This is a genomic window from Sinomonas cyclohexanicum, from assembly GCF_020886775.1.
In the GTDB taxonomy this organism is placed as follows: domain Bacteria; phylum Actinomycetota; class Actinomycetes; order Actinomycetales; family Micrococcaceae; genus Sinomonas; species Sinomonas cyclohexanicum.
In genome coordinates this window covers 3,637,527-3,658,619 of record NZ_AP024525.1, presented here as the reverse complement: position 1 = coordinate 3,658,619, position 21,093 = coordinate 3,637,527, and the positions used below count along the sequence as shown (strand labels likewise).

At 70.7% G+C, this 21,093-nt stretch carries 17 protein-coding genes and 1 pseudogene; 5 read left to right on the top strand and 13 right to left on the bottom strand.

The window, feature by feature from the left end; all coding sequences use genetic code 11:
* Positions 1-84: 84 nt before the first annotated feature.
* From SCMU_RS21045 to SCMU_RS17240, 7 genes are all read right to left on the bottom strand, one after another.
* Entirely contained in the window at positions 85-519 is a 435-nt protein-coding gene (locus tag SCMU_RS21045) for a DeoR/GlpR family DNA-binding transcription regulator (protein WP_371829608.1), read from the bottom strand.
* 65 nt (positions 520-584) lie between these two features.
* On the bottom strand, positions 585-1,562 hold the full coding sequence (locus tag SCMU_RS17265; protein ID WP_229230327.1) for a helix-turn-helix transcriptional regulator: 978 nt from the start codon (positions 1,560-1,562) through the stop codon (positions 585-587).
* 5 nt (positions 1,563-1,567) lie between these two features.
* Positions 1,568-2,644 carry an MBL fold metallo-hydrolase gene (locus SCMU_RS17260; RefSeq protein ID WP_229230326.1) on the bottom strand — a complete coding sequence of 359 codons (1,077 nt, stop codon included), beginning with the start codon at positions 2,642-2,644 and terminating at the stop codon, positions 1,568-1,570.
* Between the two features lie 25 nt (positions 2,645-2,669).
* Positions 2,670-3,479: an ABC transporter ATP-binding protein gene (locus tag SCMU_RS17255; RefSeq protein ID WP_229230325.1), complete on the bottom strand. Its 810-nt coding sequence runs from the start codon at positions 3,477-3,479 to the stop codon at positions 2,670-2,672.
* Positions 3,480-3,481: 2 nt separating this feature from the next.
* Positions 3,482-4,255, bottom strand: a complete 774-nt coding sequence (locus tag SCMU_RS17250; protein WP_229230324.1) for an ABC transporter permease — start codon at positions 4,253-4,255, stop codon at positions 3,482-3,484.
* A complete protein-coding gene (locus tag SCMU_RS17245) occupies positions 4,252-5,097 on the bottom strand; it encodes an ABC transporter permease (protein WP_229230323.1) in 846 nt (281 codons plus the stop codon). Before SCMU_RS17245 ends, SCMU_RS17250 begins: the two co-directional genes overlap by 4 nt.
* Positions 5,094-6,104, bottom strand: a complete 1,011-nt coding sequence (locus tag SCMU_RS17240) for an ABC transporter substrate-binding protein (protein WP_229230322.1) — start codon at positions 6,102-6,104, stop codon at positions 5,094-5,096. Before SCMU_RS17240 ends, SCMU_RS17245 begins: the two co-directional genes overlap by 4 nt.
* A 119-nt stretch (positions 6,105-6,223) precedes the next feature.
* Here SCMU_RS17240 and SCMU_RS17235 point away from each other — a divergent pair, with 119 nt between their 5' ends.
* Positions 6,224-7,147 carry a LysR family transcriptional regulator gene (locus tag SCMU_RS17235; RefSeq protein WP_229230321.1) on the top strand — a complete coding sequence of 308 codons (924 nt, stop codon included), beginning with the start codon at positions 6,224-6,226 and terminating at the stop codon, positions 7,145-7,147.
* 154 nt (positions 7,148-7,301) lie between these two features.
* On the opposite strand, the gene SCMU_RS17230 is transcribed toward SCMU_RS17235, so the two are convergent.
* The 4 genes from SCMU_RS17230 to SCMU_RS17215 form a co-directional block, all read right to left on the bottom strand.
* Positions 7,302-9,236, bottom strand: a complete 1,935-nt coding sequence (locus SCMU_RS17230) for an FAD-binding monooxygenase (protein WP_229230320.1) — start codon at positions 9,234-9,236, stop codon at positions 7,302-7,304.
* 102 nt (positions 9,237-9,338) lie between these two features.
* The gene (locus SCMU_RS17225) at positions 9,339-10,109 is read right to left on the bottom strand and encodes an IclR family transcriptional regulator (protein ID WP_229230319.1); all 771 of its coding nucleotides are present in this window, start codon (positions 10,107-10,109) and stop codon (positions 9,339-9,341) included.
* A 35-nt stretch (positions 10,110-10,144) separates the two neighbouring features.
* On the bottom strand, positions 10,145-13,363 hold the full coding sequence (locus tag SCMU_RS17220; protein WP_229230318.1) for a beta-phosphoglucomutase family hydrolase: 3,219 nt from the start codon (positions 13,361-13,363) through the stop codon (positions 10,145-10,147).
* A 102-nt stretch (positions 13,364-13,465) separates the two neighbouring features.
* Positions 13,466-14,221 (bottom strand): SDR family oxidoreductase, encoded by a 756-nt coding sequence (locus SCMU_RS17215; RefSeq protein ID WP_229230317.1) that lies wholly within the window; start codon positions 14,219-14,221, stop codon positions 13,466-13,468.
* A gap of 75 nt (positions 14,222-14,296) precedes the next feature.
* Here SCMU_RS17215 and SCMU_RS17205 point away from each other — a divergent pair.
* A pseudogene (locus tag SCMU_RS17205) lies at positions 14,297-15,534 on the top strand (MFS transporter).
* A gap of 110 nt (positions 15,535-15,644) precedes the next feature.
* On the opposite strand, the gene SCMU_RS17200 reads toward SCMU_RS17205, so the two are convergent.
* On the bottom strand, positions 15,645-16,352 hold the full coding sequence (locus tag SCMU_RS17200) for a response regulator (RefSeq protein WP_229230314.1): 708 nt from the start codon (positions 16,350-16,352) through the stop codon (positions 15,645-15,647).
* Positions 16,349-17,983 (bottom strand): ATP-binding protein, encoded by a 1,635-nt coding sequence (locus tag SCMU_RS17195; protein ID WP_229230313.1) that lies wholly within the window; start codon positions 17,981-17,983, stop codon positions 16,349-16,351. The genes SCMU_RS17200 and SCMU_RS17195 overlap by 4 nt, the downstream gene beginning before the upstream one ends.
* Before the next feature lie 167 nt (positions 17,984-18,150).
* Here SCMU_RS17195 and SCMU_RS17190 point away from each other — a divergent pair, with 167 nt between their 5' ends.
* Genes SCMU_RS17190 through SCMU_RS17180 form a run of 3 tightly spaced genes read left to right on the top strand, consistent with a single transcriptional unit; the run spans position 18,151 to position 21,077 of the window.
* Positions 18,151-18,993 (top strand): ABC transporter ATP-binding protein, encoded by an 843-nt coding sequence (locus tag SCMU_RS17190; protein WP_229230312.1) that lies wholly within the window; start codon positions 18,151-18,153, stop codon positions 18,991-18,993.
* Between the two features lie 26 nt (positions 18,994-19,019).
* On the top strand, positions 19,020-19,919 hold the full coding sequence (locus SCMU_RS17185) for an ABC transporter permease (protein WP_229230311.1): 900 nt from the start codon (positions 19,020-19,022) through the stop codon (positions 19,917-19,919).
* Positions 19,920-19,973: 54 nt separating this feature from the next.
* Positions 19,974-21,077, top strand: coding sequence for an ABC transporter substrate-binding protein (locus SCMU_RS17180; protein ID WP_229230310.1), 1,104 nt, complete (start codon positions 19,974-19,976; stop codon positions 21,075-21,077).
* Positions 21,078-21,093: the final 16 nt, after the last annotated feature.

Genomic DNA, 21,093 nt, shown 5'->3' with positions numbered 1-21,093 from the left:
CGGCGCCGGTGCCGGTTCCTGTCAGCAATCGTCCGCCGTGATCGGGGCCACAGGACGGGGTGCGCGGCATCACGGCGGATTCCGTCAAAAACGCATCAGGACCGGAACCAGACCGCTGGTCAGCCCACTTCTTCTCGGAGGAGATCGCCACGAGGGGCCGCGTGCTCGACCGGTACGGTTTGGACCTGCGTGCCCGCACGTCGGAAGAGCTCGACCTGATCGGGGTCCGCGCTGGCGTCGGTGACCAGCGTCCAGGGAAGTGGCAGGCGTACCCACGCGTGGAAGGGACGCTGGCCGGGCGGTGACCGCGTCCGCGCCGAGGAACACCCTGTCGAACGTCATGCGTTCGAGGGCGGCTTCGGCGAGCGGCCCGACAAAGGTCTGGCTCACGCTCCGGAGCCGGCCTCCGAGACAGTCGACCTGGATACCGGGGGAGTCGGAGAGTTCCTGGACGGTGTTGAGCGCGGGGGCAGTGACCGTGAGGCTGGTATGGCCGTGGAGGGCGTGGGCGAGGGCCAACGCACGTGCATCCCACGGACAGTCCAGACCGCTGTTCGTGGGATGCTTCGTGGTTCACCGGCTCGTCAGCCCGCGAGCAGCTCGCGGCGGTGCCGCAGCGGGGGCAGTCCGTAGCGCTGGCGGTAGCTGCGCGAGAACTGGGCCTGGGAGGCGAAGCCTGTTCTGGCGGCGACTTCGGCCATCGGCAGGTCGGCGTGCTCCGGCGCCATGAGGAGTCGGTTCGCGACAGCCAGCCGGGCGTCCATGACGGCGCTGGGCACGCTCGTGCCCTCGGAGGAGAAGATGCGGGAGAGCTGCCGCTCGGACACACCCACCGCCGCCGCGATGGAGGCCGCGTCGAGTGCCGGGTCGCTGTGGCGGGCCGCGATCACGGCGAGGGAGGCGCGGAAGTGGCCGGCGCCGTCGTGCGCGCCGCCGTGGGCGAGGACCGCGCCCAGAAGGCCGATCAGCTCGTCCTCGAACTCGTCCCACGCGACGGCGCGCCCCCTCAGCGCCGCCCCGAGCGCGCCGGCGAGCCGGGCGGCGGGAGCTGCTGGACCGGCGTCGTGCGCACCGGCCCGGAAGTCGAAGAGGCGGGGCCGGGCCAGATTTGGGGAGCCCAGCAGGCGCACGACGGCGGCGCGCGGCACCTTGAGTGCGAGCTCGGTGAGGCCGTCCGCGAAGCCGCGCTCGAACGGCTGGTCGGCGTCGACGACGATCCCCTGGCCCGGGGCCACCGTCTCGCAGCCGTGCCGGTGGTAGAACGTCCCGGAGCCCTGGAGCGCGAAGTAGGCCACGATCCCCCGCGCGGGGTGCGCGGAGATGTGCGACTCGTCGCGCTCCACCCGGTGCGGCGTGCCGCTCACCCGTGCCAGCTGGAGGCGGGGCAGTGCGAGGTTGAGCTCGGTGGCGCGCAGCGGCGCCCTGCCGTCGGTCTTCGCCGCGAGCCCCACGAGGGCGCGCGCGTTGTGCACCTCCCACTCCGGGATCCGGTGCGAATCCGGGAGCCCGTCGGTGGAGAAGCGCGTGAAGCCCGCAGGCAGGACGCCGCTGAAGCCAGCCATGCCGACTATTGTCGCGCGGGACCGAGCCCGAACGCCATGAGGTCCTCGCCCACGGTCAGGTTCCCTGAGAATCCCACTTGGGCCTTCGCCCACTTCTCGGGGGGCGTGTTGCCCGGGACGAGGTGCGTCAGGACGAGGTGTTCGACGCCGGCCTTCTCCGCTTGGGGGCCGACCTCCTCGATCGCGGTGTGCGCGGCGAGCATGTGCTGCATGAGGTTGGGGTCGGGCTTCGGCGAGCCTGGGCCCATCAGCCCGTCGACCCAGTCCATGTCGATGCATTCGTGGAGCAGGATGTCCGCGCCAGCCGAGATCTTCACGAGGTTGTCGCACACGCCGGTGTCGCCCGAGACGACGATGTCGCCGTCCGGGGTCTCGAAGCGGAACGCGAACGCGGGGAAGACCGGGCGGTGGTCCACGAGGATCGCCGTGACACGGACGTTCTCGTCGCGGTACACCTCGAAGGGGTCCATCTCGGGCGTCGGGTCCCCGTTGGGGTCGCCGCCGGTGCCAGCAGGGAGCTCGATGTCGCGGACCTCGAAGATCTCGCTCAAGTCCTGCTTCGCGTTGTCCCGCATGCGGTCGTTGATGTCCGTCGCGTACGCCTCCATGAGCCTCCGCGTGGACTCGGTCAGGCCGGGCGTGGGGGAGGCGGGGTTGAAGACCTCGGGGAGGTGCTCCCGCTTCTCCTCGGCGAAGATCGGCGGCAGGACGCCGCGGTCGCCGGGGCCGATGACCTGGATGGGCTGCCGGAGGCCGTCCGAGCCGTTGTGCCATGCGAGGAGGAGGAGGTTCGGGTAGTCCACGGTGTGGTCCGAATGGTGGTGGGTGATGAAGACTGCGCGCAGGCCGTCCAGGCCCTTCTGGAACCCGGCGGGCCCGAGCCCTGACTTGCGGAACTGCGGTCCCCAGCCCTCTCCGCAGTCGATGAGGTAGTGCTGGTCCCCGACCGAGATCACGGTGGAGATGCCGGTGCGGTCCGAGTTGTCCCACCACGGCGGGCCGCCCGCGGTTCCCAGGAGGGTCACGCGCGTGCGGTGGGCGGCGGCGTCGGCGGTGTGTTCAGGCGAGTAGGTGGTGATCATGGGGCGTCCTAGGATGAGCGGCGGTTCAGCGGATGGAGGCGTGCGACTTGGCCGACTCGATGAGCTCGAAGACCTCGGCGCGGAGGCGCGCGTAGTCGGGCAGGAGCTTCGTGTCGCGCTGGTCGCGCGGGGTGGGCAGCGGGACCTCGATCACCCGGTTGACCGTGGTCGGCGCGCCCGAGAGGACGATCACCCGGTCGGCGAGGTAGACGGCCTCGTCGATGTCATGAGTGACGAAGACGATCGTCATGTCGAACTCGTCCCGCACCTTGAGGACGAGGTCCTCGAGTTCGATCCGGGTCTGCGCGTCGACGGCGGCGAAGGGCTCGTCCATCAGGAGGACGTCCGGCTGGTAGGCGAGGCCGCGGGCGATCGCGGCGCGCTGCTGCATCCCGCCGGACATCTGCCACGGGAAGAGGGTTCCCTTGCCGGCCAGCCCCACCGCGGTGAGGACCTCCTCGACGCGCTCTGCGCGGCGGGCTTTCGGCAGCCTGTTGCGCAGGGGCAGCGCGATGTTCTTTGCCACGCTCATCCACGGCAGGAGCGAGCGCGAGTAGTCCTGGAAGACGACGGCGAGCTTGGCGGGCGGCTCGGTCACCTCGGTGCCCTCGAAGACGGTGCGTCCCGACGACGGCGACTGGAGGCCCGCCATGCAGCGCAGGAGGGTCGTCTTGCCCGAGCCGGAGGGGCCCACGATGCAGACGAACTCTCCCTGGCGGATCTCGAGGTCCACGCCAGCAAGGATGTGAGCGTCCCCGTAGCTCTTCCTGAGGTCCCTCAGCTCGAGGAGTGCCTGGGTGTGCTGCTCGGCCTGGGGCATGAGGCTCTGTGACATGGTTAGGCTCCCTTTCCGGAGATGGCGCGCATGCCGTACTGCCAGCGGAGGACCCGCCGTTCGATGCGGATGAAGAGGAAGGCGGCGATGTAGCCGAGCAGACCCAGCAGCAGGGTCCCCGCCCAGGTGTCGGTGACCTCGAAAGTCTGCTGGGCGTTCAGCAGTCGGTACCCGATCCCATTGACCGAGGCGACCATCTCGGAGACCACAATGAGGATGATGGAGATCTGCAGCGTGGTGCGCAGACCGGCGAAGATCTGCGGGCCGGCGCTCGGCAGGATCATGAACACGATGCGCTGCCGGAGCGTGAGCCGGTACGAGCGTGCGACGTCGAGCGCCTGCAGATCGAGCGACCGGACGCCGTCGACCGTGTTCAGCAGCGTGGGCCAGACGGCGCCGAACGCGATGATCGCGATGTTCATGGAGGGCCCGATCCCGAAGAGCAGGAGCCCGATCGGCAGCAGTACGGGCGGCGGGAGCGAGCGGAGGAACTGCACGATCGGCTCGGCGAGCGCGCTCAGCGCGGGGGAGAGCCCGATCACGAGCCCCAGGCCCACGCCGCACACGGCGGCGATGGCGAAGCCGGCGGCGAACTTGCCGAGGCTCGGGAGGAGGCCACTGGCGATCCCACTGCCGAGCCAGTCCGTCCCGAGCGATCGGAGGATCTCCGCGAGGGGAGGGAAGTACAGCGAGGTGCTGCCAGCGGACGCAATCCACCAGAGGATGAGCAGCACCACGGGCAGCCACGCGCGCAGGGCCAAGGACTTGAGGCTCATGCGGCCTCCTTCCGGACGGAGGGGTGCCAGAAGAGCAGGGGCTTCTCGAGAGCACGGAATCCCGCGTTGAGTACGAGCCCCAGGAGCCCGGCTGCGAGGATGAGCGCATACGTCTCCGGAAGCGCGCCGGCGGACTGGGCAACGGTGATGCCCTGACCGAGTCCGGCGGCTCCGCCGATCATCTCGGTGACCACGGAGACGATGACCGCGATGGCGGCGGAGATGCGGGCACCGGTGAGCGCGAACGGGAGAATCGACGGCACGACGATGCGGCTCGTGGTCAGCCACCACCCCAACCGGTACGACCTCGCAAGATCGGTCCCCGCACCGTGGACCTCGCGCACCCCGTAGACGAGCTGGGTGAGGAGCGGCCAGACGGCGCCGAGCACGATCAGGAAGAGCTTCATGCCCGGGGACGGGCCCCACAGCAGCAGGCCCAGCGGGATCAGCGCCACGGGCGGGATCGGCTTGAGGAACTCGAGGACGAACCACGTGGACTCCTCCACGGGACGGACGAGCCCGATGAGCAGTGCGAGGGGAGCGGCGATGACCACGATGAGGGCCATGCCGAGCAGCACGACGGAGACGGTGTCCCACAGCATCGCCCAGTACGCGCCCGACCCAAGCTGCCGCGCGAACTCGGCCAGCACCGAGGAGGCCGGTGGAATGGCCGAGGCCGGGACGAGGCCGGTGCGAACGATGGCTTCCCACGTGGCGAAGGCCACGATGACCGAGACGGTGCCGAGCACGGACCGGCCGGCAGGTGTGCTCGCGAACCGGGGACGCCGGGGCTGCGCGGCGGCCGCCCGGCGCGCAGGCCTGGCGAGGGTGGTTGCGGTCATTTCCAGATCGCCCCTTCCACGTTGACGGGGCCCGGCAGGAACTTCAGCCCCTCCATGAGCTCGGCCGTGCCCTCGATGGCCGGCACGCTCAGGGTGTCCGTGTACTCGGGCACGCGGATCTTGGCGAAGACCTGGGGCGGGAGCTTGCCGTACTTGGCGAGGACGGCGCCGACCTTTGACGGGTCTGCGGCCGCGAGGCGGCTTGCCCGATCGAGGGCGGCCTTGAACTTGGCCACCGTCTCCGGATTCTTCTCGGCGAATGGGCTGGCGGTGAAGATGACGGTGAACGTGCCCTCGGGAAGCGCCTGGGAGTAGGGGTGCGCGACGACGGTGGCGCCCGCCGCGACTGCCTGCGCCTGGAAGGGCTCGACGAGGGAGGCGGCATCGATCGAGCCACGGCTGAGCGCTGCGATCATGTCCGGGAACGGCATGGCGACGAACGTCACCTTCGAGGGGTCGCCGCCGTCCTTCGAGATGGCTGCTGCAGCGGCGACGTGGACCACCGAGCCGAGGGCGTTGACGGCGACCGTGTGGCCCTCGAGGTCCTTGGGGCGCGTGATGGAGCGGCCCTTGACCGCGACAATCGCCGAGGGGTCCTTGGCGGGATCGGCCAGCGCGGACGTGCCGTTGGCCACCGCCTCCAAGGGGAGCCCCTTATGCACGGCCGAGAGGAACGGGGGCAGCGCCGCCGTGCCGAACTGGAGCTGGCCGTTGATGACCGAGGGCGCGATGGCCGCCGCGTTCTGCATGACCTGCGTCTTGACGGTGAGGCCCTCCTGGGCGAAGAAGCCCTCCTCCTGCGCGATGTAGACGGGCGCGAAGTCCGCCACGGGGATGACGCCGACCTTGATGACGTCGTCCTTCCCGATGATCACGGCGCTGCCTTGGCCCACCCCGCAGCTCGTGGTCGCGAACAGGACGCAGATGAGGGCGACGACGGCGCCGAGCAGTCGTGTGCGTCTCGGAGCGTCAGGGCATCTGCCCTGACGCCTCGTGGCACGGTCCATGGGCTCCTCCTTGAGCTGGCAGTGCACTGGATGAAGTGCTGCGGATCACATTCAGCGTGGCGGCCGCCTTCCCAGATGACAAATATCAATAAGTCGGGCAACCCATATACAGTTCGACTATGAATCTGCGCCGGCTCGAGTACTTCCTCGCCGTCGTCAAGGCCGGATCGGTTTCGGTGGCGGCGCAGCGGCTCCACATGACGCAGCCGCCGCTGAGCCAAGCGATCCTCGCCCTCGAGCGGGAGCTGAGCACGCCGCTCCTTCACCGCCTTCCCCGAGGCGTGGTGCCGACCTCCGCCGGGCGTCTTCTCGCAGAGCAGGGCCGGCACCTCCTCGAGCGGGCAGAGCGACTCGAGGATCAGGTGCGCCGGACGGGGCAGGGACTGGAGGGCACGGTGACCGTGGCCTCCGTGCCGACCTTCATGTGGTCCCACTTGCCGGCACTGCTCGCGGACTTCAAGTCCTCCCACCCAGGCATCGCTGTGGAGATCTCCGACCCCGATCCGACCGAGGTGCTGAGGGTTGTCGCCGCCGGTGGGGCGGATGCCGGCTTCGTCGCGACGTCGGATCCCCTCATCGTGGCCGCCGCCCACCCGACGCTCGAGGTGCTCGGACTGGTCCCGGTGCCCCTCGTGCTCGTCGTGCCGCGGTCCCTCGCCCGGCAGACCGCCTCCGCGCGCGACTTCGCGGACCAGACGTGGATCGTGCCCGCTCCGCCGCCGGGGTTCGCGGGCATGGTCGAGGTGGCCGAGGAAGTCTGGCGCGGGGCAGGGTTCCGGCCGTCGTCCATCCAGCAGGTCACGACTCTGCCGACCGCGCTCCCGCTCGTCCCCGCAGGGCTGGGAGTGTGCCTCCTGCCCGAGCAGTTCGTCGCGGACTTCACGGGGGATGTCGCAGTACAGCCGCTGTGCGAGGAGATCCCTCCGCTCTACGGCACGCTCGTGCACTCCCGGGAGAGCAATCCCACGCCTGCGCTCGCCGCATTCCTCGCGACCGTCCGAGCCCACTTCGGGATTACTGAGGGGGATGGCCCGGCCTGCTGAAATGTGGACGTTCTGCCCTGTGGAGCACCAACGCGAGGCGCCCCTCACCACGGGTGGTGAGGGGCGCCGTCGTGCGTGTGGCGGTGCGGAGGTGACTCTTCGGCAGTGCGGAAGTGACTCTTCGGCGCCGCGGAGGTAACTCCTCGGCGGTGCGCTACACCAGCGCAGCCGCCGGCTGCATGAAGGCCGCGAAGAAGCCCGCGAGCTCGGCGTGCGCGTCGAGCGGGAGCACGGCCGCGACGTACTGGTCCGGGCGGACCACCACGATCGCGCCGCGCCCGCGGTCGATCCCGCGCTCGTCGAAGATGTCGCGGCCGCCCTTGAGGTCAGGGGTGAACACCTTCTCGTAGTCCTTGAGCCCGAACGGGCCCTTGACCGGACGGAAGAACGCCGGCAGAGCCTCGACCTCGAGCTCGCGGTGGTCCTGCTGGAGCACGGCGCGGACGTCGAACACGGCATCCGGGTCAGCGCCGTCGGGCGTGAACCGGCGCACCGGCGAGTCCTCGGACTCGCTGAGGAACTCGGCGAGCCGGGCGATCCCCGAGTCCGCTGCTGCCGGGTTGCCGGCCCCCGCGAACGCGTAGATCCGCCAGCGGCCGTCCGCCTGCGCCACGTGGCCCAGGCCCACCGGCTTGGCGTCCGCGAGGCGGATCACCGGCGCGGAGTAGAAGCGCTGCCCCACGGGGAAGCCCGTCGCCACGGCCTGGTGCTCAGCCGAACCGGTGAGCAGGCCGGGCGCGTACTCGGTCGCGAACCCGGCCGTGAAACGGCCTGCCTCGGTGAACATCCGCTGCTTCTCCGCCGGATCCACGCCGCCCAGCTCGGGGTGCGCCGGGTCGGTGGGGTGCGCGGCCATCATGGTCGAGAAGCGCAGGTCGAAGTCGATGAGCTCCTGCGCGATCACGCGGCGCTCCTCGGAGTAGGTGTCCAGCAGTGACTCCGGGCTGCGGCCCTCGAGTACTGCGGCGAGCTTCCAGCCGAGGTTGAAGCCGTCCTGCATCGACACGTTCATGCCCTGGCCGGCCTTCGCCGAGTGCGTGTGGCACGCGTCGCCGGCGATGAACACGCGGGGGGTGCGGGTGCCGCGCTCGGCGTCGAGGACGTCGTCGAACCGGTCCGCGATCCGCTGGCCCACCTCGTACACGCTCCACCACGCGGTGGACTTCACCTCGAGGGTGTACGGGTGCAGCGCCTTCTGCGCCGCCTCCACGATCGAGTCGAACGTGAACCGCTTCCGCGCGTCGCGGTCGGCCGGATCGAGGTCGCCGAGGTCAACGTAGAACCGCACGAGGTACCCACCCTCGCGCGGGATGATCAGGAGGTTGCCGCCGCCCGGCGACTGGACCACCGACTTGACGCGGACGTCCGGGAAGTCCGTGACCGCGAGCACGTCCATGACGCCCCACGCGTGGTTGCGCGCGTCGCCGCGCAGCTCGATCCCGAGCGACTTCCGCACCGCCGAGCGGGCGCCGTCGCACCCCACCACGTACTTGGCGCGCACGACGGCGGTGTCCCCGCCTTCGCGGCGCAGCGTCACCTTGACGGCGTGGTCGCCGCCGTCGGGGAGGACCTCCACGCTGGTGACCTCGACGCCGTACTCCGGCTCGAGCCGTGAGGGGGAGGTGCGCATCTTCTCGAGCAGGTACTCCTGCATGCGGGCCTGGTTGACGATCACGTGCGGGTACTCGGACAGGCCGTCCGCGACGTCCTGGACGCGCCCCGTGCGGGTGATGCTCGCACCGCCGGCGCGTGTGCCGTCCGGACCCCAGAACGTGGCCTCGTTGACCCAGTACCCCTCGCGGACGAGCTTCTCGGCGAGGCCGAACGCGTTGAACATCTCGACGGTGCGGCACGCGACGCCGTCCGCCTGGCCGATCTCGAGCGGGCCGCCGCGGCGCTCGACGACGCGGGTGGTGATGTGGGGGAACTCGGCCAGCTGGGCAGCGAGGACCACGCCTGCCGGGCCGGTGCCGACGACGAGGACGTCCACCTCCTCCGGCAGGGTGCCGCTGCCGGAGGGCACGATGCCGGGGGCTGCGGGGCGGAACTCGGGGTCGCCGGGGCGGTAGCCGTCAAGGTAGAACTGCACGGGATGCTCCTCAGAAATGTTCACGGGCCACGTTGCCCTGCTTGTTCGAGGGTAGTGACCGTGGTCACCCATCCGGCAAAGAGATTCTGTTGTACAGAAAACTCAGTAGTCGGGGTCGTGTTCGAGCTCTCGGCGGATGGCGTCAGCGGCGGCGTGCAGGGCGGCGACCGTGGCGGGCTGCTCGAGGAGCCCGGCGCGGGAGATCGGGGCGCTCAGCGTCACCGCGAGGACGCCTGGACGCTGGGGGAGCGCCACGGCCGCGCCCATGGCGGCGATCTCCGGCTCGGTGCGACCGAGGTTGAGAGAGTAGCCCCGCGCGCGGGTCCGTGCGAGCTCGTCATGCAGCTCGGCCAGCTCTGCGGCATCGAGCCGGTGGCCGCCCAGCTGCGCGCCGCGGCCGGTGTAGAGCTGGTCAACGGTGGCATGGGGGAGCACGGCGAGCGCAGCACGTCCGCCCGAGGACGTGCGGGCGGGCAGGACCGTGCCCGTGCGGTTGCCGACGCGCAGGAGCTGCGGCCCCTCGACGCAATGCAGGAACCGCACCGTCACGCCCACCCGCTCCACGAGGTTCACGGTCTCGCGGGATTCCGCGGCCAGGGTCTCGAGGTGGGGCCGCGCGCGGGCCACGAGCGCGCGGATCCTGGCCCGGCCGGCGTCGGCCGCCAGAACGGGCCCGGCGCAGTAGCGGCGCTGGTCGTCCTGCAGCGCGAAGCCGCGGTACGCGAGCGTGGACATGAGGCGGTGCGCGGTGGACGGGGCGACTCCCAGCGCCCTCGCGGCGTCCGCGATCCGCACCCATTCGCGTTCTTGGAGGAGCGTGATGAGCTGGAGCGCCTTGTCTACCGAGTCGATCGCGTACTCGGGACGCTTCACGATTCGAATGTTCTGCACAACAGAATGCTAGATCATCAGGTGCCAAGGGTGAAGTGGCAGCTCGCCCCGGCCGCGAGGAGCGCCTCCTGGGCCCCGACGCGGATCCGGACCGGCGCGGCGTCGCCCGGTGCGGCGGTGAGCCCGAGGCGTGACGGCGTGAGCGCCACGTCGAGGAGTTGGTCGCGGTACCGGACGCGGAAGCCGACGGAGCGCACCTCGCCCGGCAGCCTCGGCGCGAACACGAGCGCATTCCCGGTGAGGCGCATCCCGGCGAACGTGCGCTGCACGACGTCGATCGAGCCCGCCATCGCGCCGAGGTGGATCCCGGTCTGCGTCGTCCCGCCCTGCGTATCGTCGAGGTCGGCGTCGAGCACGTCCCGGAAGCTTTCCCAGGCCTGTTCGGGGTCCATGCCGGCGAGCACCGAGGCGTGCGCCACGCGGCTGAGGGTCGAGCCGTGGGCGGTGCGGGCGAGGTAGTAGACCACGGTGCGCTCCAGCTGGTCCCGCGTGACGTCGTAGCCCAGCCGTGCCAGAACCCCGAGGAGCTCCTCCTCGCCGAGCAGGTACAGCAGCATGAGCGTGTCCGCCTGCTTCGAGAGCCTGTACCGATTGGTCGTGTCGCCCTCGGCCTCGAGGATCAGGTCGAGCCGCTCGATGTTGCGGTACCGCGCGCGGTACGCGTCCCACTCGAGCTCGGCGAGGTCCTCGTAGCCGGCGAACTGGCTCAGGATGCCGTCGCCGTGGAACGGCACGGCCATCCTCCGGCTGAGGTGCTCCCAGCGCTCCACCTCGGAGCCTCGGACCCCGAGGCGCGCCATGAGGTCCTCCCGGTCATGGCCCTGGAGCGTGCTGAGGCAGCGGCAGGCCCGCTCGCACACCCACGCCGCCATGACGTTCGTGTACGCGTTGTCGTCGAGCCCGGGCGCGGCGCGGCCGGGGTAGCCCGTGTGGTACTCGTCCGGGCCCATGACTCCGCGCAAGTGGAAGCGGTCGGCGCCGGCGTCGTACTCCGCCATCGAGGCGACAAGGCGCGCCACCTCGATCACGAGCTCGGCGCCGTGCCGCAGGAGCCAGAACCGGTCCTGGGTCGCCTCGAACTCGAAGTACTGCCACGCGCTGAACCCGACAGCGAGGCCCACGTGGCGCTGCAGGCGCGAGACGTCCGGGATCCAGTGCCCCGAGCGGCGGTTGAAGATCCAGCGCGGCGTCTCCTCGCGGCCGTCGCTCCCGCTCTGCCACGGGAACAGGGCGCCCTCGAACCCGGCCTCCGCGGCGGCCCTCCGCGCCGTCGGAAGGCGGCGCCAGCGGTAGGCCAGAAGGGCCCGGGCCACCGCCGGGATGCGGGAGGTGATCAGTGGGAGCACGAAGAGCTCGTCCCAGAAGACGTGCCCCCGGTATCCCTCGCCGTGCAGCCCCCGGGCGGGGACACCGACGTCGAGCTCCTCGACGAACGGTGCCAGCGTCTGGAGCACGTGGAAGACGTGCAGGTTCAGCACGGGCTGCACGTCCGCGGCGGCGTCGAGCCGGACCGTGAAGAGCCGCAGGATCCGCTGCCACGCCGCGGTGTGCCCGGCGAGCAGCTCCTCGAACCCGCCCGCGGCCCGCTCGAGTGCGGCGACCGCGCCGGTCCGTGCCGATGAGACCGCCCGGTCCCGCGACGTCGCGTAGGCTGCTGTCTTCGTGACCCGGGCGGGCACCCCGTCGCGCAGCCGCAGGGCGAACTGGCGGTAGTGCAGCCCGCCCACTGTTCCCGCGGTCGACGGCGTCCCCGCGCCCACCGCTGCTGCGCCCACCGCCGTTCCCCCATCGACACAGTGGCGCAGCGCGACCGCGATGCGCACCTGGCTCTGCAGCGTCTCGGCCTCGGCCACGACGTCGGCAGTCCCGTCGGTGCCGCTGCAGTCGGCCGTGCCGTCGATCGTCCCGGGCGGCGTCACATCGCGGAGGTGCCTGCGGGCCAGGAGCTCGTCCTCCAGCACGTTCTCGTTGGCCACGTCCATGTCCACACCGCTGCGGACCTCGACCTCGCCGCTCCAGCCCTCGGCCGTGACCGTGGTCTCGAGGGCCATGATCTGCTGCGCGGCCATCGAGACGAATCGGCGCTGGACCACGCGGAGCCGCCGCCCGGCGTCGTCCTCGAGGTCAGCCTCGCGCCGCAGGAGGGCCGCCCCGAGGTCCAGCACGCGCCGCTCATGCCGCAGCGTGAGCCCGCCCTCGGACCACCACCCGCCCCCGGGGATGCGGAGATCGAGGTGCAGCCAGTTGGGGGCGTTGACCAAGTGCTCGTCCTCGGTCTCCTGCCCCTGGACCACGTTGGCCACGCGGTTGTAGACCCCGCTCAGGTACGTGCCGGGGTAGCCGGGGCCGCTGCGCCGGCTCTCCGGGGCGGCCCGCGCACGCCGCACGTACCCGTTGCCGAGGGTGGTCAGGGCCTCTCGGTGCCCCTCGTTCTCGGCGTCGGACCCCTCGTAGACGAGGGTCCACGGATCGGCGAGGACGAGGCCGAGGTCGAGCTCGCCCAGGTTGCGGAGCACGAGGTCGGCCCCCGCCCCCTCGAGCTCGGCTCGCCGCCCGCCCCCACGGTCGATGCCCACCACGAGGCCGAACCCGCCGCGGTGCGCCGCGAGCACACCCGCCTCGGCATCCTCCACCACCACGGCCTTCGCCGGGTCGACGCCGATCCGGCGCGCGGCCTCGAGGAAGACCGCGGGGTCGGGCTTGCCGGGCAGCCTGAGCCGTGCCGCCTCGATGCCGTCAAGCACGAGGTCAAACGCGTCCTCGAGGCGGGCCGCTTCGAGGACGCGGTGCGCATTCCGGCTCGCGGTCGCGACGGCCACGGGGATGCCGGCCGCCCGCAGGCGCGCGACCAGGTCCGCGGTCTCCGGGAAGACCTCCACTCCCGTCTGGTCGAGGCGCCGCCGGAACAGCCCGTCCTTGCGCGCGGCCAGGCCGTGGACGGTCCACTGCTCGGCGCCGTCCGTCGGGTCACCGGGCGGCAGCTCGATACCGCGGGAGCGCAGGAACTCCGTGACGCCCTCCTCGCGCGGCCGGCCGTCCACGTGGTCGAGGTAGTCGGCGTGCACGAACGGCCGCGCATCCGCACCACGCGGCAGGCGGGGGTCGTCCAAGACCGCACCGAACAGCTCCCGCCAGGCTGCCTCATGGACGGACGCGGTGTCGGTGACCACGCCGTCGAGGTCGAAGATGACGGCGCTGAACGGCGGCTGCAGCGCCGAGAGCGTGGGGGAGCGCATGGCCCATGCCTACCAGCGGGCGCGGGCGGGCTCAAGGGCCTGGAGCGGCGAGGCGGCTCAGTCGGCCGGGGTCCGCCCGTAGTCCGTCCGTCCCTGACGAGGTTACGCGAGCCGTTCAGCCCGGCCGGAGAGCCAGCCTGCCACATCCGGGCCGAGGATCTCCGCGCCCGCCGGCGCGAGCAGCGCGCCGTTCGAGAAACCGGGCAGCGGGGCCTCCACCACGCTCACGGGCCGCGCATCGTGGCGGGCGGCCAGGATCCGCCGCACGAGGTCGGGCAGCCGGATGGGCTCGGGCCCCGCGATGGTGACGTCGCGCGCCGTCGTGCGCTCGGCCTCGCGAACCAGGACCTCGGCGACGGCGTCGACCGCGATCGGCTGGACGTACCAGTCCTGGACGGTCACGGCGGAGTCCCCGGGCGAGACGGCGCTCGAGCCCTCGGCGAACTCGAACCACTGCGCGGAGCGGACCACGGACACCTCGAGCCCGCTGTCGCGGATGCTCTCCTCCTGGTCCCGCTTGGCCACGTAGTAGCTGAACGCGTCGAAGTCGGGCTTGTCGATGTTCGCTATCGAGAGGATCACGATCCGCCGCACCTCCGCGTCCACGCACGCGTCGGCGAGGTTCCGTGCCGAGCGCACGACGGCGTCGAACCGGCTCATGCTCGCATCCGGCGGTGTGGGGCTCGAGGCGTCGATGGCGACGTCGACGCCGTCAAGCGCCGCCTCGAGCCCCTCGCCCGTGACGAGGTTGACGCCCTCGCTGCGCGTCAGCAGGACCACACGGTGCCCCCGTTCCTGCGCGAGCGCCGCAACCCGCGACCCGGCCGTGCCTGTCCCGCCCACCACCGCAATCTTCATGACACCAGCCTAGGCGGCTGTCCGGTGGTTGAGCGCAGTCGAAACCCGTGTGGTCTGACCGATACGCTCAGACGCGTGCCACACGTGACCGACCCCGCCGACGCACCGCCCTCCGCCAGAGCTGCCCGGGGCCGGCTCGTGTTCCTCGGGCTGTGCCTCGTGCTCATCGGGCTGAACCTGCGCACGGCGTTCTCGAGCTTCGCCGCCGTGCTGACCGAGATCAGGGCGAGCGGCTCGGTGCCCGAGTGGGCGGTCTCCCTGCTCACGACGGCGCCCGTGACCCTCCTGGGCGTGTTCGCGCCGCTCGCTCCGGTCCTCGCGCGCAGGTTCGGTCCCAAGCGCGTGCTCCTCGGAGCGATGGCAGTGCTCACGGCCGGCCTGTTCGTCCGGCCCACCGACTGGGGATCCGCCGGGTACCTGCCGGGCCTGATCCTCGGCACGTGCCTGTGCGCGGGCGTGCGCGGCATCGCCTGTGCAACGTGATTTTGCCGAGCGAGGTCAAGCAGGACTTCCCGCACCGGCTCGGGCTCATGGGTGGCCTGTACACCGCCGCCATCGTCGCGTCCGCCGCCCTCGGCGCGGGCTTCACGTACCCCGTGTACCAGGCGTCGGGCTCGTGGGACGCGGCCCTGCTGTTCTGGGCGTTCCCGGCGCTCGCGGTGACGCTCCTGTTCGTGCCCGTGGCCGTGAGGGCGCGGCCCGTGCGGCGGACCGCCGAGCACGGCGGAGCCAACGTGTGGCGCTCCCCGACGGCGTGGCACGTGACCCTGTACATGCTGTTCCAGGCCATGACCTCGTTCAGCGTCTTCGCGTGGCTCTCCCCGATCCTGCGCGAGCGGGGGATCGACGGCGCCACGGCGGGCCTCATGGTCTCGGCGTCGATCGTCCTGCAGGTGCTGGGCTCCCTGTTCGCGCCGGTCCTCGCCGCCCGGTTCTGGGACCAGCGCGCGTTCAACGTCACGCTCGCCGTCATGACCTCGCTCGGGTTTGCCCTGAGCGTGCTCGGCCCGCTCGAGCTCATCTGGGTGTGGATCGCACTCCTCGGCCTCGGCCAGGGCGCCCTGACCGCGGCCGCCCTCACCATGATCATGCTCCGCACCCGCGAAGCCCGCACCGCCGTGAACCTCTCCGGCATGATGCAGGGCATCGGCTACGGCGTCGGGTCCACCGGCACCCTCCTCGTCGCCGGGATCCACCAGGCCACCGGCGCCTTCACGCTCGCGGGATACGCGTTCCTCGCCATCGGCGTGGGCGCCTCGGTGTTCGGCTACCTCGCCGGTCGCCGCCGCACCGTCGGCGACGCCGGAGCCTGACCCACGCACGACGGCGGGCGCCCGGCCCGAGCGTGGCGACCACGCGCCGTCGTGCGCACCGCCCGCGGAAATGGTGGGCTCGGCAGGGTGGGGGGCGCCGTCACCCCGCGTTAGCCACCATTTCCGGGGCTCCGCGGGACGTAGGTGTTGACCGGTCGGCCGGTGGCGCCGTACTCGAGGTGCAGCGTGAGCCGGCCCTTGCGCTCGAGCTCGCTGAGGTACCGCTGGGCCGTGGGCCTCGAGATGCCCACGAGGCCAGAGACGTCCTGGGCGCCGAGGGGGCGCCCGGCGTCGAGGACCGCGTCGAGGACCTTCTGCATGGTGGGCGGCAGGCGCCGCGCGGCCGCGGGACCCGGGCGCGCGGACGCGCCGCCGGCCCGCTGGGAGGCGAACAGCGCGTCCACGTCGGTCTGCCCCGTGATGCCGATGGCGCTGCGGGACTCCGCGTCCGCCCGCCACCGCCGGTATGCCCCGAGCTGCCCGGCGAGCTCCTCGAACCCGAAGGGCTTGACCAGATAGTGCACGGCCCCGCCGCGCATCGCGGCACGGACGGTCGCGACGTCCCTCGCGGCGGTGATGATGATGACGTCCACATCCTCCCCGGCCTCGCGCAGTGAGCGCAGAAGGGAGATGCCGTCCTCGTCCGGGAGGTAGACGTCCAGCAGGAGCAGGTCCGGCCGCCCGCGCGCGATCGCCGCCCGGGCCTCGGCGGCGGTGTGGGCCTCGCCCACGCACTCGTACCCCGCGACCTTGCCGACCTGTGCGGCGTGGAGCCGTGCCACCCGGTAGTCGTCGTCGACCACGAGCACCCGGATCATTCCCTCTCCTCGCCCTTGTCTGTGCCTGCCGGACCCGCCGGGATCCACACCTCGAACCGCCCGCCCGGCCCGGGGAACACGTCCATCGTGCCACCCGCGCGCCGCACAATCCGCGCCACGAGCGCGAGCCCGATCCCGCGACGCATCCCGGCCCTCTCGGGCCGTCCCGGATTGTCCGCCTTGGTGGTGAACCCGTCACGCACGACGTCGTCCACCGCCTCCGCGGGCACCCCCGGTCCCGTGTCGGTCACCGCAACGAAGACGCCGGAGGAGTCGTCGAGGGTGAGCGTGACTGCGCGTTCCCCGGGGAGCCCTGCGACGGCGTCGACCGCGTTGTCCAGGAGGTTCCCGACGATGGTGAGCAGATCCTGCGTGGCCACGGCGGGCTCGCGCAGGCGCGAGTCCTCGGACACCGTGACGTGCACGTCCAGCTCCGCGGCCACGGTGATCTTGGCGTGGATGAGCGCGGCCAGCTCGGGCGGCTCGATGCGCCCGCGCAGCCCCTCCCCGAGGGAGCGCGACGTGTCCGCGATGCCCGAGATGAAGGTGCGGGCCTGTTCCGCCTCGCCGAGGTCGAGGAGCCCGCCCACGGTGTGCAGGCGGTTCGCGTACTCGTGCTCCTGGGCCCGCAGCGCCTCCATGAGCCCCTCCAGCGAGCGGAGGTCCCGCATGAGGGCCTCGATCTCGGTGCGGTCGCGCAGGGTCACGACGGCGCCCACGCTGCGGCCGCCCACGCTCACCGGCATGCGGTTGGCCACGAGGAGGGAGTCCTCCGTGATGACGGACTGGTCTGCGCCCGGGGCCTGACCGGTGAGGACGTCGCGCAGGCGGCCTTCCGGGATGAGCTCCTGGACGGGCCGCCCGAGTGCCGTGTTCTCGAGGTGCAGCAGCCGGCGGGCCTCGGTGTTGATGACCGTGACGCGGCCCGCGTCGTCGAGCCCCACCATGCCCTCGCGGATGCCGTGCAGGAGCGCCTCGCGTTCCTGCAGCAGCGACGCGATCTCGGACGGCTCGAGCCCGAACGTGTCGCGCTTGATGCCGCGGGCGAGCAGGAAGGAGCCGACGGCGCCGAGGCACAGGATGAGGGCCGAGTATGCAGCGATGGTGCCCGCGTCGCCGAGGAGCTCCGAAGTCACCGTCGTCTCGAGGATGCCCACGGATACCTGGCCGATCACGCTGCCGGACGCGTCGACGATGGGCGCCTTGGCGTTGGCCGAGTCGCCCAGGCTGCCGTGGTCCGTGCCCACGTGGGTCCGGCCGTCCAGCACCGCCACCGGCTCCTCGAGCTTCTGGCCGATGAGCGAGGGCGTGGGATGCGAGAAGCGGATCCCGTCCCGATCCGTCACCACGACGTAGTCCGTCTGGGCGTGCGTCCGCACCTGCTCCGCGATCGCCTGGATCCGGTGGGCCGGGTCACGATCCGCGAGGTCCGCGGCGATCTCGGGCATCTGGGCCACGGACTCGGCGACGCCGAGGGCCCGGAGACGGAACTGGTCGTCCAGGGTCTGGCCCGCGAGGCGCGCGGAGACGAGGCCGCCGAGGCCGACCGTGGCGATGAGGAGGCCCAGGACCCAGAGGAGGATCTGCGAGGCGAGCGGGCGCGCACGCCACCAGCCCTTGGCCACCGTCACCGCGAAGCTCCCGGGGCGCGGCGATCAAAAGGCTCAAAACATGAATGAAGGCTAATAACCCTCGCAAGACTCGCAAGCGTGGCCCCGGGGACCCCGCCCTTTCTACCGTGGAGGCAGTTGATGTGATTCAGCTCACCGGACATGTTGAAAGGATCTATCACAGGGCCATGAATGTCATTAAATCGAATCCGCCGCCGGAGGAATCCGGTTCGCGCATTGAGATCAGCGGCCTGACCAAGCGGTACCTCACGCCCAAGGGCGAGACGTTCACCGCCATCCGGGACGTCACGGTCTCGGTGGAGCCGGGCCAGTTCTGCTCGATCGTGGGCCCCACGGGGTGCGGCAAGTCGACGACGCTCGCCCAGGTCTCCGGGCTCGAGCACCCGAGCGAGGGCACGGTCCGCGTGGGCGGCCGCACGGTAGAGGGCGTCACGAAGGGCGTCAGCTACATGTTCCAGGCGGATGCGCTGTTCCCCTGGAAGAGCGTGCTGCACAACGTCATGATGGGCCCCGTCCTGCTGGGCACCCCCAGACGCGAGGCCACGGAGCTCGCCCGGGACTGGCTGCGCCGCGTCGGCCTGGCCGGATTCGAGGACCGCTACCCGCACCAGCTCTCCGGCGGCATGCGCAAGCGAGTCGCCATGGCGGCGGCCCTCATCAACAATCCGCGCATCCTGCTCATGGACGAGCCGTTCGGCGCGCTGGACGTGCAGACCAAGGCGATCATGCAGAACGAGCTGCTCAAGCTGTGGGAGGAGCTGCGCCCGTCCGTCCTGTTCATCACCCACGACCTCGACGAGGCCGTGGCGCTCTCCGACCGGGTTGTGATCATGACCAGCAGCCCCGGCTCGGTCAAGGACGTGTTCGACATCGACCTGCCGCGGCCGCGCGGGAACGTGCAGGAGATCCGGCACGAGGAGCGATTCCTCGAGCTGCAGGGCAACATCTGGGAGTCCCTCAAGGACGAGGTCACCCGCGCCTACGCCAAGACGGCGGGTGCAGCAGCATGACGACTCTTACCCGCGAGGAGACAACGGTGAGCACCCAGGAGAAGCAGCAGGCAGCCGCGCTCGTCGGGCCCGGGCAGACGCCGGCAGCCGCCGGCAGGGCGGCACATCGGCGCCGCACTACGTGGATCTGGACCGGACGGATCGTCCTCGCCGTGATCATCATCGGCGGTTGGCAGCTCTGCACGAACGTGAAGCCTGACGGCAGGCACCCGCTGGTCGACCCCTTCTTCTTCGGCATGCCGACGCAGATCTGGGACAGCCTCGTGACGCTCTTCACCAACACCGAGGACGCCTCGTTCGGTTCGATCTGGGAGAACATCTGGGTGACCGGCCAGGAGGCGATCCTCGGCTTCCTCCTCGGCACGTTCGTGGGAATCGTGCTCGGCCTGCTTCTCGGATCGAACAGGTACCTCTCCGCCGTGGTAGGCCCGTACATCCGAATCGTCAACTCAATCCCCCGAATCATCCTCGGCTCGATCTTCATCGTCGCGTTCGGCCTCGGAACCTTCCCGAAGGTCCTGCTCGCGGCAGTGCTCGTCTTCTTCGTGGTGTTCTTCAACGCATTCCAAGGCGTCCGCGAAGTCGACCAGAATCTCGTCGCGAACGTCCGGGTCCTGGGCGCCTCGCCGCTCCAGGTGGCCATCCACGTGACCATCCCCTCCGCCATGACGTGGATCATCGCGAGCCTCCACACCGCCTTCGGCTTCGCGATCATCGGCGCCCTCGTGGCCGAGGTCCTGGGTGCGCAGCAGGGGCTCGGCCTCATCATCAGCCAGGCCCAGGGGAAGTTCGATCCGGACACCGTCTTCGCCTGCATGATCATCATCGCCGTCTTCACGCTGCTGGCCGAATTCCTCATCGGACTGCTCGAGCACTCGCTCCTGAAATGGCGGCCTGCGAACAAGTCCGAAGCCCAAGCCATTTGATTTCTGTCCACTCACCAGCCAATTCCCATTGATCCACGAAGGATGCGTAAAACAATGATGAAGCGCAGTATCTTTGCCGCAGCGGCCTTCACCGCGGCGGCGCTCAGCCTCACCGCGTGCGGCGGCGCCGCCAGCTCCAATGCCGGAGCGACGGGCAGCGCGGGTGCCTCCGGCCCGATGCCCACCGTGAAGATGATGATCGGCGGCATCGACAAGCAGATCTACCTCCCCTACAAGCTCGCGGAGCAGCTCGGCTACTACAAGGAGCAGGGCGTCGACATGCAGCTCTCCACGGAGCAGGACGGCGGCGTCGGCGCCGAGGACGCCATGGTCTCCGGTCAGGTCGATATGTCGGGCGCGTGGTACAACCACACGTACGATTTCCAGCTCCAGGGCAAAGACATCATCAGCGTCGTCCAGCTCTCCGGCGCCCCCGGCGAGCGCATCATGTGCAGCCCGAAGGCCAACGTCCACTCGGCTGCCGACATCAAGGGCAAGAACATGGGCGTCACGGACCTCGGTTCGGGCACGGACACCCTCACCCAGTTCATCGCGTCGAAGGCCGGCCTCAAGGCGGGCAAAGACTACAAGACCGTCAAGGCAGGCGCCGGCGCAACGGCGATCGCGGCCATCAAGAACGGACTGGCCGACTGCGTCATGACCACGCAGCCCACCGTCACCGCGATGGAGAGCCAGGGCGTGGCCGAGTCGGCGATCGACCTCGCAACCACAGACGGCGCCACCAAGGCCGTGGGCGGCAACTGGCCGGCCGCGAGCATCATCGCGAAGAAGGAGTGGGTCGACGCCAACAAGGACACCGTCCAGAAGGTCGTCAACGCCCTCGTCAAGACGATGCACTGGATCAACACGCATTCAGCTCAGGAGATCGCGGACAAGCTGCCTTCCGACTACGTCCAGAACAAGAACATCACGAAGGAGGACTACGTCAAGGCCCTGACGGCAGACAAGGCGCAGTTCCTCCCTGATGGCCTCATGCCCGCGGGCGGGCCGAAGACGATCGCGGACATGTTCACGACCCTCGGCAAGGACGTCTCGAAGATCAAGTACACCGACACGTTCGACAACAGCTTCGCCACCAAGGCGAACCAGACGCTCGGCGAGAAGACCACCACGACGCCCGCCGGCGACAACGGGTGACTGCCGCCCACGGCGG